The organism is Paenibacillus periandrae (assembly GCF_022458865.1).
Taxonomy (GTDB): domain Bacteria; phylum Bacillota; class Bacilli; order Paenibacillales; family NBRC-103111; genus Paenibacillus_S; species Paenibacillus_S periandrae.
On sequence record NZ_JAJNMU010000026.1, the window covers coordinates 26,138 to 40,232 of the forward strand.

A 14,095-nucleotide genomic window follows, 5' to 3' on the forward strand; every position below is an offset into this window, starting at 1 on the left:
ATCCGATAAAGGAGCGATTGAGCATGAAAGTAGCTTTCAGTAGGAAAAGCAAAACGACACGGAATCCGGGATGGCATTGGCTTGCTGTGTCCATCGTAGGCTTTGCGCTTGTATTAAGTGGCTGTGACAAGCAGGAGGAAGCGGCCGCAGCTCCCAAGGGGGCGCTTCGTATTGCCATAGGCAACGAGAATACTTTTGAATATATGTATGCCGATTATTTTGCTGCCAAGTTCCCTGAATTGGAGGTCCAGATTATACCGACGGAGGGGATTTATGGTATCGGCAAAAAACCGCTGCAGGAGCTGACCAAGCTGATTGATCAGGAGAAGCCTGACCTGCTGTTCACGAGTTCTTTTGATTATGAGAAGCTGGCTTCGCAGGGAAAGCTGTACGACCTGTCCGCACTCATTGAAAAGGACCGATTTGATCTGGACAATTTACTGCCGGCCGCGGTCGATTATTTACGAATCAAAGGGCAGGGGAGTATATACGGATTAGCTCCTAAGTTCTCAAGCTCTGTGCTTTTTTATAATAAAGAGCTGTTTGATCGTCATCACATCCCTTATCCGACAGACCAAATGACCTGGGCGGATATGTTCCGCTTGGCTCAGCGGTTCCCAGCAGAGGGTGGCAAAGGAGAGCGGGTGTATGGCTTTCATATGGGCTATATGAGCTCTCCACAGGATTTGGCTGATTATATAGGACAAGCTCAGGGACTCGGAATGATAGATGCTGAAGGAAAAAAGCTGCTGATGCAGACGGATTCCTGGAAGCGGATCTATCAGCTGGTTATGGATGGCTATCGAAGCGGTGTGCTGCAATGGAATTATATGCCGGGCAAAACCCGATATGAAAAAGAGGATGTCGAGGCAGAGGATTTATTCAGTATCGGCCGTACAGCGATGACGATTTCCAATGAAGGACAGCTCAATGCTCTAAGACAGCGGGGAGCTGCTTTCGAGTGGGGGATGGTGGGCACACCATCAGCAGATCCGGGGCATACGCGTAATCCCAATTTTTATTTATCGCCGATCTACAGCATTAATGCTCAGGCGGAGCATGTAAAGAGTGCCTGGGAGGTTATTAAATATTTCAATGGTGCTGAGGCTGCAAGGATTGAAGCGAAGACTTCCAACGATCTACCGGTTCGCAAGGAGTTCGCCCATGAGATGGATGGGCATAGTCTGGAGCCTTTTTATCAGGTGAAATATGAGGAAACGGTGCAGGGCGGATATAATGAAAACGTACCGGGTACATTTTTTGAAAAGTATCGGTCCATCGCCAAGCAGCAGGTCGATGCTATGCTAACAGGAGAAGTTACCGTCGAGCAGGGCTTGCAGCGCATTCAGCAGCAGGGTCAGCAGGCACTGGATGAAGCTTATGCGGCTGAGGTCAAGTAGGAAGACGGATGAAATCACTAAGAATTGTTTCCCTCAGCAGAGCTGGGGGTCTTTGTGATTCCATTCGAAATAGTATTTACATAAACCGAATAATCGATTATTATTTTATTATAGTAGAGTGGTAAAGTGATAAAGCGTGATAGATGGATAAGGAACCAAGCTTTAATTGGATTTTTTATGGTACGATAGAGTATATGGTTTCGCAAATAAGCAAAGCAAGCATATGAATGGGGGTTTTTTCATGATTAAAGCAGTCGTATTCGATTTTGATGGATTGATTATAGATACGGAAACCGTATGGTATGAAGCTTTTAAGGAAGTATTGCAAGCTTACAATGTTCGTTATCCTTTAGAGGAGTTTGTGAAGGTTATTGGAACTCATGATGCGCTGCTGAATCAATTCCTTGAGGCTAAGGTAGGCTTAGCCGAAACAACAGTCGTTCGAAAGCTGGCCAAAGAAAGTTATTTGGTGAAAATACAAGCGTCGGAAATCCGCGATGGGGTTAAGGACTATCTGGAGACTGCACGGGAGCTTGGTTTGAAAATTGGACTGGCCTCCAGCTCTAATCGGGCTTGGGTGGAGGGGTATTTGAAGCAGCTTGGGATCTTGGACTATTTCGAAGTGATCAAAACAGGCGATCAGGTCGAAAAGGTAAAGCCAGATCCTGCTTTATACATAAAAGCAATAGAAGAGCTTGGAGTAGCTGCGGATGAGGCGATCGCGTTTGAAGACTCCTCCAATGGTGCAAAAGCGGCCAAGGCGGCAGGCTTACATTGTGTTATTGTGCCTAATGAGGTTACAAAATCGATTATTTTTGACCAATATGATTTAAGGATTCATTCCATGAGCGAAATGAGCTTGCAGGAAGTTATCGAGTATTTAGAGAAAATTTGTGATTAAGGGGCAGTCTGCCGCAATTGGACTTGTTTTTACATACTAAAATGTCCTAAAATAAATTTATATGCTTAAAGTGAGATTAGTTAACCAAATCCATATAAAGAAAGGCCAACATAATGAATGAGACAAACGCTTTATATCAAGAGGCGATGGATGTATTGGCTGAAACCAGTCGAACCTTTTTTATACCGATCAGTCGTCTTGTGCCCGGCTTGCAGGAGGCTGTAGCTTCTGCTTATCTGTGCATGCGGGCCATTGATGAGATCGAGGATGACCCCTCTCTGGCGGTCGAAATTAAGGTTAAGCTGTTGAATGAGATCAGTGACATTCTCCATCGGCCGGTTTATGAGGAAGCCTTGGCAGCGCTGTTAACTCCTTATAAATCGGTGCTGCCGGAGGTTACGTTGCGACTGGCGGATTGGGTCCGATTCTGCCCGTTGTCGGCGAGTGACGTCGTACGGGAATCGACTTCAACCATGGCCCGAGATATGGCGGGCTGGGTTGAAAGGGACTGGCAGGTTCATACGAAAGAGGATTTGGACAGCTATACTTATTGTGTAGCAGGTGCGGTAGGTGTGCTGCTATCGGAGCTATGGTTATGGCATGACGGTACCGAATCGGATTATACGGAGGCTGTAGCTTTTGGCCGCGGCTTACAGACGGTTAATATTCTTCGTAATCGTAAAGAGGATATGGAACGGGGAGTCGACTATTTTCCCGATCAGTGGGGAACGGAAGAAATGTTCGCCTACACTCGCGGCAATCTGGCGTTAGCTGACCGTTATGTTGCTAATTTGAAGCCCGGCCCTGTGTTTGATTTCTGCAAGCTGCCGTTAGCGTTGGCTCACGGCACACTATCAGCTCTGGAGGCTGGCGAAGAGAAGCTGAATCGTGCTGCCGTTATTGAGATTGTGAATCAGGCATCCGCAGAATGATAGTATTCCCATCGCAATAATGAAGAGGCTGTCCCGAAGTCAATTGACTGGTGGGACAGCCTCTATGTGTTGGACACATAATGCTTGGAAGCTTTACTTATAAGCCCATCCGGGTGAGCGCACCCTCAAATGAGGTATCGACCTTATCATCACCGCATAAGAAACGCCAGAACTTGGCGGTTTGGATCTGATTGACACGAGCCTCGTCGCCGCACCAAGGATGGTAGGCCTTCTTGAACACCTCACGAACTTCCTCGCTATTGTAACCATCGGTATTGAACAGATTGCGCTGTTCTTGACCGGGGCGCAGCCGCAGCTTGAACACATAACGGGTTTCATCCGTATGGTTGGGCTGGGCGCAGTGCCATATGCCGTGATGGAGAAAACCGATTGTACCGGCTTTGGCTACCATCCGTTTTTGTCCTACGATATTTTTATAGCGGCTGATGCTGCCATTGCTTACCTTGCGCAAATGTGAGCCAGGGAGCACCAGGGTTGGCCCCATTTCATCCGGCGCGTCGTGGGAGAAATAGAACGCTTGAATGTCATAGCCAAACGGGCGAGTATCGATGACGGAATCGGCATGATAGCCTTGACCTTTAAGGTGCTTGGCGCGAACAATATGCATAAATGAATGGTCATAGATAGGATATTGACCGACAAAGCTTTGAAGTGCTCCCTTTACCTGAGGCAGATTAAAGATATCCTGAATCACCTTCGATTCGTTCCAGTAGGTGGAGCCGTTGCCCTGGAATTCCCGTTGCTCCTTATAAGCAGCTTCATTCAGTTCTTGCGGGACGATTTCGTCCAATCGAATAAAGCCATTCACGGCAAATTCGGCCATTTGCTTGGCGGTCAGGAGATGCTGCTTTTCTATGCTACTCATCGATCGTCACCTTCTTTTCCAATACGGTTTCATAAGGCAGATGTCCTTGTTCATGCTCAAAGCCAGTGCGGAAGATCGGCATCGTCGGCAGTTGGATGACGTTCCAGCCGTCGCGCATAGCGTCAAGCACGGAACCGTAGATCGGCTCGTTGGAATCGCCCGTGTTCATCTGCAGCTGCCCCTTGGGGATTGTGCTGTCGTAGAGCGCCCAGGCTACAGTGCGGCTCTCGAGATCGGGATCGCTGGAATGGAGTATCAAAATCTTTTGTCTGGTCAAGCTCATGAATAGTCCTCCTTAGAGTTTGCGAAGCAAACTAGCTTCGTAAGCATTTACTTAGAGTTTGCGAAGCAAACTTGCTTCGAAAGCATTTACTTAGAGTTTGCGAAGCAAACTAGCTTCGTAGCGGTTAGAAGTCCGGTGAATAAGTCCCGCTTCGCGGCCAAATATCCTTCCTGGGTAGTGCTTACGAAGCCAGTTTGCTTTAGCAAACTCTCAACTGTTGAAATCGTGAAATGGGATGAGATGAAGTGGTTTATTCACGATTTCAAAGGCGAACGATGACGCTTCTCCAGGACCATTTGGCCGCTGCGCTCATTATTCACCGGACTTCTTGAATTTGCGAAGCAAGCTTGCTCACTAAGCGTTGTTGAGTATTGTCTTAATAAAACTCACTGCTGATTGTTACTCAAGTGGCATTGAAATTAGCTTTGGCACTTTCACCTCGTAAGCGGTATCAGGCTTGTGTGAGCAGCTGATATATGTATTGTAGTATGCAAAAGGCGATCTGAGGATGTATGATAGTAGCATATGTTTACACAATACTAAGGAGTTATCAGTCTAATGGAGGGCTCATATGGATCAGGACAAGCTGCAGCTGCAATTGATACGCAGTTATTTGGAAAATGCTCAAATCATGATGCAGATGGCTCATTACACGAAGGTTGGGCCGAGCTGGCGGGATTCATATCGAATGACCGACGTGAATCGGCTCTATTATATACGTGAGGGCAGCGGGTGGATTCACATTCGCGGCAAGGATTATTATCCGAAAGCAGGTCAGCTGTATCTGCTTCCGGCCGGGATGAAGCTGGCTTATGCACGGGATGATGCCGACCCGCTGGGCAAATACTGGTGCCATTTCTCGGCTACGGTGGGAGATGTGAATCTGTTCCAAATGCTGGAGCAGCCGCACTGGATTCAGGTTCAGGATGAGGTGCGGCTGGAGCAGCAATTTCAGCAATTGGTTGACCTGCATCGCAGCAATACGTTGACCGCACCGCTGAGGATCAAATCGATCCTGCTTGAGATTATTTCCGAATATATCGAGCAGTCTACCGAGCAGCCGCATCTGACTGCAACTACGAGCACATCAAAGATTCATAGTGTGCTGTCCTACATCGAAAGCCATTTGTCCGAGCAGATGTCGGTAGATGAGCTGGCTAAGCTGGTGCACTTTCACCCGAATTATTTTATGCATTATTTCAAAACCATGATGGGTCTTTCCCCGATCGTCTATATTAATAAAAAAAGATTGGACAAGGCACGCAGACTGCTCACAACAACCGAGCATACGATCTCTGCGATAGCCGATGAAATCGGAATGGAGCTGTATTATTTTTCGCGTATTTTCAAAAAACAGACAGGTATGTCACCGTCTGAGTACCGCAAGGCTTCCGGGAAAACGCATATTTCTGAAGAGGAAACCGAGCAGGAACCGAACGGAATTTTCCCTCATTAACAAGAGGTTACCGAGGGTTAGTTATTCAGTGCTCTTGAAGGAAAGTTTGGCTATTAATGGAATTAGGGATTTAATAATGATTCAAAATTGATTATGATGGGGGCAGAGAACAAATACATTCGGATACAGAGAAAGGAAAGTGATTGGGATGCTTCGCCGTTTTTTTTCCTATTACCGGCCTTATAAAGGGCTTTTTATTCTCGATTTTGCTTGCGCGGTGTTTGCGGCTTTACTGGAGCTCGGATTTCCGCTTGCCGTCAATCAGGTGGTAGACAAACTGCTGCCCAGTAAAGATTGGACCTTGATTTTATGGGCGTGCTTAGGGCTGCTTGTGATTTATGTAATCAATATGTGCATGCAATTTGTGATCAACTACTGGGGGCACAAGCTCGGAATCAATATTGAAACCGACATGCGGCGCAAGCTGTTTGAGCATGTACAGAAGCTGTCGTTCCGTTTCTTTGACAATAATAAAACAGGCCATCTCGTTTCTCGGATGACCAACGATCTGATGGAAATTGGCGAGGTTGCGCATCATGGGCCTGAGGATTTATTCATTGCTGTGATGACGCTGCTTGGAGCATTTGCCATCATGCTATCCATCAACGTGAAGCTGGCTATTCTTACTTTTGCGATGGTGCCTTTCCTGATCTTCTTTTCCATCTATTTCAACAAAAAAATGACAGCTGCGTTCCGGCGCATGTTTGCCGATATTGCCGACTTTAATGCCCGTGTGGAGGATAATGTAGGCGGTATTCGCGTTGTACAGGCTTTTTCGAATGAAGAGTTTGAAAAATCGCTGTTCGCTGTGAACAATGGTCGTTACCGGCTCACCAAGCTGCTTGCTTACAAGATTATGGCCTGGAATTCGTCGATCAGCTACCTGCTGATGCGCTCGGTTTCACTTATCGTGCTTATTAGCGGAACGTGGTTTGTGCTGAATGAGTCGATGAGCTATGGATCATTTATCGGATTCGTGCTGCTGACTAATGTCTTTTTGCAGCCTATTCAGAAGATCAATACGGTTATTGAGAGCTATCCGAAGGGGATTGCCGGCTTCAAAAGATACACAGAGCTGCTGGAGACAGCCCCGGATATTGACGATGTTCCGGATGCGGTGGAAGTGAGCTCGCTGCGCGGTGATATTCGTTATCGTGGTGTTTCGTTCGGCTATGAGGAGCAGGCCCATGTGCTGCACAACATCGATCTGACGATTCATCAAGGGGAAACGATCGCTTTTGTAGGTCCTTCAGGTGCTGGAAAATCGACGATTTGCAGCCTGCTGCCCAGGTTCTATGAGGTTCAGGAGGGAAGCATCAAAATTGACGGTATCGACATTCGCCAAATGAAGCTGTCCTCGCTGCGCAAGCAGATCGGGATTGTCCAGCAGGACGTATTTTTGTTCACCGGAACCTTACGGGAAAATATTGCCTACGGCAAGCTGAATGCAAGCGAAGAGGAAATATGGGAAGCGGCCAGACGTGCGCGGCTGGAGGAATTTATCCGTTCACAGGAGCTTGGCATGGACACGATTATCGGTGAGCGGGGTGTGAAGCTGTCGGGTGGACAAAAGCAGCGGCTTGCGATTGCCAGAATGTTTTTGAAAAACCCGCCGATCCTGATCCTCGACGAAGCGACCTCGGCACTGGATACCGAAACCGAAGCAGCCATTCAGCAGTCGCTAACCGAGCTGTCCAAGGGACGTACGACGCTGATTATTGCCCACAGACTGGCTACGATCAAGAATGCCGACCGGATCATTGTTGTTACCGAGGATGGCATATCTGAGCAAGGCCAGCACGGCGAGCTTATCGCCGCTGGTGGTGTCTACAGTCGTCTGCATCAGGCGCAATTTGGTTCGTAAAATACGCAGTTTACACACCGCCAAAGTTGATTGATATGGAAATAAATATATGATATAGTAAAATAAGAACAAATGTTCCTGTTATATGGTTTGCTTTATCACTTATTATGCAATCTCTATGGAAAAATCGTTATCACTTTGGTATGCTGTTTAAACACGGACAGTCGGGGAGGTTAATCGGATGAGCGACCTGATATTGCAGCAAATTTTAACAGAATTGAAAGAAATTAAGGTTGAGCAGGTCAACACTACGCAACGCTTTGATCGACTGGAGAACAGGTTTGATGCATTGGAAGTCAGATTTGATGGTCTGGAAGTCAGATTTGATGGGTTAGAAGCCAGATTTGATGGGTTAGAAGCTAGATTTGATGGGTTAGAAGCTAGATTTGATGGGTTAGAAACTAGATTTGATGGTTTGGAGAAAAGGGTAGATAGTAACTCCAAAGATATAGCTGATATCAAAGTCATCATGGCTACTCTGGCAACCAAAGAGGATGTGAAAGAGATTCCATTCATCCGTCAGGCTGTTCTGGAAATCAACGAGCGGCTGAAGAACAATGAAACTGGAATAGGAAGCCATACGGAATCTCTGATCGATCACGAGCATCAATTCAACATCGTTAACAAGCGTATTTTTGCATTGGAATCCGACGTAGACCGATTGAAAAACAGGTAAGCTAAGTAAAACTTATTGTGTGTAGAAGTGGGTTCTTGCGTTATACAAAGATCGTAGTATTCAGTCCTTTGGGCCGGATAGTACGATCTTTTTTGATTTTGAGTCTTCACCAATATGCACCATTTCACTATTTTTTTGTATTTTTCCTGGAGATCAATTTTTGTCTTACCTATGTAAATGAGCAGCCTGGGAGTGAATAATTGTCTCTCTTTTATAGATACATGTAAGTCTAAAGCAGCACTATGGCTGTAATTGGATAACAGGTAATGTCTTACCTTCAGCAGTACAAAAAGTGTCTGTTCAGCGCCGTGCTGATCCATGGTAACATGGGGCCAGTCTTCAAAAAGTGTTGAACACGCAAGGCTAAGTGAACGAGAATAGGGTTGAGGGAGGACAAGTCCGTGAAGCTGATTTACAATCATCGTGATGCTGTAATTGAATTTGGTGTGGAGCAGTTAAAAAAAGCTCTTGAGCTTAAAGGTATTTATTATATCGAGCAGTTTGAGGGACATGGAACGGTTGTGCTGCCTGATCATGGAATCATAATTCGAAACATGCCGACAGCACGAAATCAGGCTCCGTTGTATGCGAATGAAGCCTTTCGTATTTATAAAAGTGGAAACCGGGTGCACATTGAGGGCTCGGATTCCCGTGGTGTCATGTATGGGTGTCTGGAGTGGGCTGAACGCCTTGGACGTGGAGAGGATTTGAAGGCGAACGAGGAGATCAGCCGTGAGCCTGCGCTTGGTGTTCGTGGTATTAAGTACAATCTTCCTTATGTTCCATTTGATGACGGCGACCCGTTTGTGCTGAATGCGGCCACATGTATGGATATCGAGTTCTGGCGCACGTATATCGATATGCTGGCGCTGAATCGTTACAATTGCCTCAGCCTGTGGTCCGAGCACCCTTACCATCTGATGGTCGTATCGTCGAAGTACAGGGAAGCCAATCCTTACAGCGATGTACAGATCGACCGCAATATTCGTTTTTTCCGTGAGCTGTTTCGTCATGCAGCTAATCGTGGTATAGATATTTATTTGTTTACATGGAATATCAGGCTGACGCCGGAGGTAGCGCGCGGATTGGGGCTCCCGGAAAATGTTGGGGATTACGGCGATATGTACGATGAGCTAATTCACCGCGTAGGCCTGCCGCTTAATCGCTTTCGCGGCCAATCCGAGGTAATCCGCGATTATATTCGTGAGATGGTGCTGCAGGTGCTGATCACTTATCCAGAGCTTAAGGGGCTGGGGACATCGGCAAGCGAATGGATGGATGGCAGCGGGCACGAACGGGAGCAGTGGATCGTCGAAACATATGTGGAAGCCATCAAGCAATCGGGGCGGACCATCCCGTTCATTCATCGTACCAATATGCAGAGTGCCGGCAAGGAAATCAAGGAGCTGGTACAGCCGTTATTCGATCCGAAGCAGTTCTATATTAGCTGGAAATATTCGAATGCCCATGCTTACTCCCATCCGGAGCCGCAGTTCGAGAAGCTGTGGGACGCTTGGGATGGGATTGATCTGTCATCGACCCAAATTTTATACACGGTGCGCAATGATGATGTATTCACCCACCGCTGGGGTGACCCCGATTATGTGAGAGCCTATGTAAAAGGAATGATCAAGCCCTACATAAAAGGATTTTATTGGGGCTCAGATGGTTATGTGTGGGGACGTGATTTTCAGCATATCGACCATGGACATAAAACGTGGAAGTATGATTTTGAGCGGCACCTGCTGCAGTTCCAGCTATGGGGACGACTTGCCTATGACCCGGAAACCGACGATTCGACGTGGACGTATTTATTGCAAAAGCAATATGGACCGCAGCATGCTCCCGACTTTTTACAGGGGCTGCGAGTGGCTTCGCGAATTATACCTGCTGTAAATCGCTTGTTCTGGATCGACTATGATTTTCAATGGCATGCAGAGAGCTGCTTGTCCCAGGTGAGCGGCTTCAAAACCATTCTCGATTTCGTCGATGGTGTTCCGATGCCTGGAGTAGGCGTGATGGGTATTGTTGAGTATGCTCAGGCTGAGCAAGATGGACGGTTGGAGGCCTTACAGGCACAATACGGGGAAACACCTGCCGATATTATACGCATTCTTGATGAATCAGCCAAAGCTACCGAGCTTGCCGCAGCTCATCTGGATACAATTCTTGGCGAATACCGGGGCAGTCATGCGGAATGCACATTGCTGGATTTACAAGCCTACGCGGCGATGGGACACTATTACCGCTGCAAGTTTGCCGCTGCATTGGAGCTGAATCGGTACAGGCTCAATGGGAAGTCATCTCATCAAGAGCAGGCTGTTGTCCTGCTGGAGGAAGCCTGCGGCCATTGGGAGCGTCTTGGATTTTTCTGGAGCCAGCATAACAAGCCTTATTTTATGGCCCGGGTGAAGCGAACCTTCGGTTATCCCTATTATGCTGAGGATGTAAGAAGCGATGTGGAGTTGGCGCGGCGGTTTGAGCCGTAATGAGTAATGATACAAGGAGGCCATACCGTGATACGGTGTGGTCTCGGCTCGTTGTATGCTTCGGCAGGCCCATCAATCAAATGGGCTTTTATTCGTGTTATAATGGAGAAAAACAAGCATAGGAAACAGCGGCTGGTATCGTTATTCAACTGGCTTTAGCAACACTTACAGTTCGATGTGGATGGAGGGTTAGCTATGGAATGGAATTATTATAATACGTTTATTACGGTTTCACCGGACTGTCCTGCGGTGGTGGGTACGGTGCCGCCAGATAAGAAGTCTGGAAAGACAAAGCCCGGAATTGAATTTGAGTTAGTGTCGCAGGCTCCATATGTATATACGCAGGAAGAGCTGTTGTACCAAGTACACATACGACACAAGGAAATTCCTCAAGAGGTATTATTGGAGCGTGGAGCTCAACACAGAGATGAGTTTTTTCAAAAACCGACGGCCTGCCTAAGGGCATCCATGCTGCCCAAGAAATACGGATGGGGCATTCATTTTAATTCAGAAGGAAAAATGGCTCTCGTCCCTATGGAATCTGCTGAGTATCAGCATTTTATCGATGGCGATCATGCCGATATCAAGCTGGTCGCCGCTATGCGCAATAGCAAGGGAAAGTAGAATATTCTCAGTTGAGGCCTTTCCTTCAAAACATAAAGGGGAGACAAGATAATTTATTGGATCTCACAAAGCCCTATTGGCTGCTGGATCAGATAGAGCCCGCAGCGCAGTCACCCCAAGTTCTGGAGTTTGGCTGCGGCAGCGGGCTGCTGTGGATGGTCAAAGCCGATCGGATCCCCGTCGACTGCATTTGGCCTTATCCGATCACAATTGTTATATACTGGTGGTTATGAACAAAGGTAGTTACGTAGCAGGCAATTGTTTGTCAAAGAAGGAACGCCAGTTTCTGTGCAGCAAGCCTTCCACAAAATCATTCGAATAGTGGTTGGCAAGAAGCTCCGCGAGCGCGTTGTATCTACCCATATGCTCAAGTCCGTTCGTAAACTGGGCTGTGCCATCAAAATCGGACCCGAAGCCGATATGCTTACTGCCTCCCAGCGAGGCTATATAATCAATATGCCGCAGCAGGTCGGTCATAACAGCTGGCTTCTCCGAATTGACCAAGGGGGGAATAAAGGTGAGGCCAATGCGCCCGTCTTTTTGCAGGATCGCCTGGATTTGATCCTTGGTCAAATTGCGTTCGTTGGGAGAAATGACGTAGGCGTTGGAATGGGAGGCGATAAATGGCCGATCGGACATTTCTGTGAGCTCCCAGAACCCCTTCTCCGTCAGATGGGACACATCGAGAATGATGCCGAGCTCATCGCATTGCTTCACGAATTGCTTGCCCTTTAACGTAAAGCCTCCTTGTCGCGGTTCTTTCACTCCATCGGCTGCCCAATTCGCATAGTTCCATGTGATTCCGATAGAACGGACGCCCAAATGAAAGAGCGTCCTAAGATAAAGCTCTCGTCCCATTAACGGTTCAACGCCTTCGAGCGTCAGCATGGCTCCGATTCGACCCTCTGCCTCAGCCTGCTGTAAATCGGCTGCAGATCGAATCTGCATCATCTGCGGGTGAGATACAATTTTGGAAGCAAACAAATCAATAGCTTTCAGGATGTGATCGAATTGCGGATTGATGATCTGTACGGACATATACACGGCAAACAGCTGCAAGACAGAGCCTGCTTCAATCAAACGCTCAAGCGTAACATTCAAGCGATCCGCATCATGAAAGTCGATCTCCGGGTGAAGCATCATCTTGTTCAGCACATCACAGTGCGCATCGATAACTTTCATTATCCTCGTCTCCATTCTGATAAAATGTCCACACTGTCATCATGCTGCTATATTATTGGGACTCGCGTGTGAATTGATTGTGTGGACGAGACAGTCCGAGATGCTCACGAAGCGTGGTCCCTTCATATTCCGTCCTGAACAGTCCACGTCTTTGCAATTCCGGTACGACGAGATCGACAAACTCATCCAGACCATCCGGCAAGTACGGAGTCATAATATTAAAGCCGTCCGCGCCTTGTTTAATGAACCATTCCTCCAGATGATCGGCGATCTGTGCCGGTGTGCCAACGACTGTATGATGACCACGTGAACCGGCTACCCTCATGTACAGCTCACGAATGGTCAGCCCTTCCTTGCGGGCGATATCGATGAGCAGGTGATTCCGGCTTTTATCTCCATTGCTTTCAGGCAGGTCGGGCAACGGTTCATCCAACGGATATCCGGAAATATCGTGTCCGAGCTTACGTGAGAGCACATCAATCCCTACAGCGGGGTGTATCAGCTCTTGCAGCTGTTCCAGCTTATCCTTGGCTTCCTGCTCGGTGGCTCCAATCACAGGAAACACACCAGGCATAATGAGCAGCTCGTTCGCTGCTCGCCCGAATGCGGCAACCTTCGCTTTAAGCCCGGAGTAGAAAGCTTGTGCTCTTTCAAGTGTAGGCTGTGCGGTGAAAACGAGTTCGGCCGTTTGAGCTGCGAGATTCTGGCCTTCCTCTGAGGAGCCGGCTTGAATAATAACCGGGTAGCCCTGAGGAGCGCGAGAGATATTCAGGGGGCCGCGCACATTAAAGTGCTCCCCGCGGTGATGGAGAACATGCATTTTGCTGCTGTCCGCGAAATGTCCTGACTCCTTATCAAACAAGAAAGCATCGTCTTCCCAGGAGTCCCATAATCCGGTCACGACCTTCAAAAATTCCTTGGCGCGTTCATAACGGAGGGAATGCTCCAAATGGTATTCTTTACTGAAATTCATCGCTTCGTCTGCCAGTGCCGAAGTCACCACGTTCCAGCCCGTGCGTCCTCCGCTAATGTGGTCTAGTGATGAGAACATGCGAGCGATATGGAAAGGCTCGTTATAGGTGGTTGTGGCTGTAGCTGCCAGGCCGATGTGGCTCGTAACCGCTGCCAGGGAAGCAAGTAAAGTAAGCGGCTCCAGACGAATGGTCACATTGTGATCGAAAAAGGAGCTATAGTTAGGAACGCCAAGCGTATCGGCAAAAAAAACGAGGTCCAGCTTGCCCCGTTCCGCTGTGCGAGCCATTTCCTGATAGTACTTAACGTCTACAACCCTGCTGGCTCCGGCATTAGGGTGTCTCCAGGCTGCGACATGATGTCCGGTTTCCATTAATATTGCGCCAAGCTTCATTTGCTTATTTTGATTGCTCATAGTTGATTTCCCCTT

At 47.8% G+C, this 14,095-nt stretch carries 13 protein-coding genes; 9 read left to right on the forward strand and 4 right to left on the reverse strand.

All coding sequences use genetic code 11. From position 1 onward, the window contains the following. The first annotated feature begins 23 nt into the window (after window positions 1-23). From LRL21_RS34835 to LRL21_RS34845, 3 genes are all read left to right on the forward strand, one after another. Window positions 24-1,400, forward strand: coding sequence for an ABC transporter substrate-binding protein (locus LRL21_RS34835; RefSeq protein ID WP_240420417.1), 1,377 nt, complete (start codon window positions 24-26; stop codon window positions 1,398-1,400). Window positions 1,401-1,641: 241 nt separating this feature from the next. Next, window positions 1,642-2,301 carry an HAD family hydrolase gene (locus LRL21_RS34840; protein ID WP_240420418.1) on the forward strand — a complete coding sequence of 220 codons (660 nt, stop codon included), beginning with the start codon at window positions 1,642-1,644 and terminating at the stop codon, window positions 2,299-2,301. 113 nt (window positions 2,302-2,414) lie between these two features. Beyond that, complete coding sequence (locus LRL21_RS34845) at window positions 2,415-3,233, forward strand: squalene/phytoene synthase family protein (RefSeq protein WP_240420419.1); 819 nt, start codon at window positions 2,415-2,417, stop codon at window positions 3,231-3,233. Between the two features lie 97 nt (window positions 3,234-3,330). On the opposite strand, the gene LRL21_RS34850 is transcribed toward LRL21_RS34845, so the two are convergent. Both LRL21_RS34850 and LRL21_RS34855 read right to left on the reverse strand, forming a co-directional pair. Then, on the reverse strand, window positions 3,331-4,119 hold the full coding sequence (locus LRL21_RS34850; protein WP_240420420.1) for a phytanoyl-CoA dioxygenase family protein: 789 nt from the start codon (window positions 4,117-4,119) through the stop codon (window positions 3,331-3,333). Beyond that, the gene (locus tag LRL21_RS34855; protein WP_240420421.1) at window positions 4,112-4,402 is read right to left on the reverse strand and encodes a hypothetical protein; all 291 of its coding nucleotides are present in this window, start codon (window positions 4,400-4,402) and stop codon (window positions 4,112-4,114) included. Before LRL21_RS34855 ends, LRL21_RS34850 begins: the two co-directional genes overlap by 8 nt. Before the next feature lie 571 nt (window positions 4,403-4,973). Between LRL21_RS34855 and LRL21_RS34860 the strand changes: the two genes are divergently transcribed. The 6 genes from LRL21_RS34860 to LRL21_RS34885 all read left to right on the forward strand — a co-directional run bounded on the left by LRL21_RS34860 (window position 4,974) and on the right by LRL21_RS34885 (window position 11,744). Further along, window positions 4,974-5,858 carry a helix-turn-helix domain-containing protein gene (locus LRL21_RS34860; protein ID WP_240420422.1) on the forward strand — a complete coding sequence of 295 codons (885 nt, stop codon included), beginning with the start codon at window positions 4,974-4,976 and terminating at the stop codon, window positions 5,856-5,858. Window positions 5,859-6,006: 148 nt separating this feature from the next. After that, window positions 6,007-7,722 carry an ABC transporter ATP-binding protein gene (locus tag LRL21_RS34865; protein ID WP_240420423.1) on the forward strand — a complete coding sequence of 572 codons (1,716 nt, stop codon included), beginning with the start codon at window positions 6,007-6,009 and terminating at the stop codon, window positions 7,720-7,722. A 181-nt stretch (window positions 7,723-7,903) separates the two neighbouring features. Then, the gene (locus LRL21_RS34870; protein WP_240420424.1) at window positions 7,904-8,398 is read left to right on the forward strand and encodes a hypothetical protein; all 495 of its coding nucleotides are present in this window, start codon (window positions 7,904-7,906) and stop codon (window positions 8,396-8,398) included. Window positions 8,399-8,799: 401 nt separating this feature from the next. Next, window positions 8,800-10,887 carry a hypothetical protein gene (locus LRL21_RS34875; protein ID WP_240420425.1) on the forward strand — a complete coding sequence of 696 codons (2,088 nt, stop codon included), beginning with the start codon at window positions 8,800-8,802 and terminating at the stop codon, window positions 10,885-10,887. Between the two features lie 195 nt (window positions 10,888-11,082). Next, window positions 11,083-11,511, forward strand: coding sequence for a DUF6157 family protein (locus LRL21_RS34880; RefSeq protein WP_240420426.1), 429 nt, complete (start codon window positions 11,083-11,085; stop codon window positions 11,509-11,511). A 56-nt stretch (window positions 11,512-11,567) separates the two neighbouring features. Next, window positions 11,568-11,744 carry a hypothetical protein gene (locus tag LRL21_RS34885; protein ID WP_240420427.1) on the forward strand — a complete coding sequence of 59 codons (177 nt, stop codon included), beginning with the start codon at window positions 11,568-11,570 and terminating at the stop codon, window positions 11,742-11,744. Window positions 11,745-11,754: 10 nt separating this feature from the next. On the opposite strand, the gene LRL21_RS34890 is transcribed toward LRL21_RS34885, so the two are convergent. Further along, on the reverse strand, window positions 11,755-12,693 hold the full coding sequence (locus LRL21_RS34890) for a dipeptidase (RefSeq protein WP_240420428.1): 939 nt from the start codon (window positions 12,691-12,693) through the stop codon (window positions 11,755-11,757). Between the two features lie 52 nt (window positions 12,694-12,745). Next, window positions 12,746-14,080 (reverse strand): LLM class flavin-dependent oxidoreductase, encoded by a 1,335-nt coding sequence (locus tag LRL21_RS34895; protein ID WP_240420429.1) that lies wholly within the window; start codon window positions 14,078-14,080, stop codon window positions 12,746-12,748. Between the last annotated feature and the right edge of the window lie 15 nt (window positions 14,081-14,095).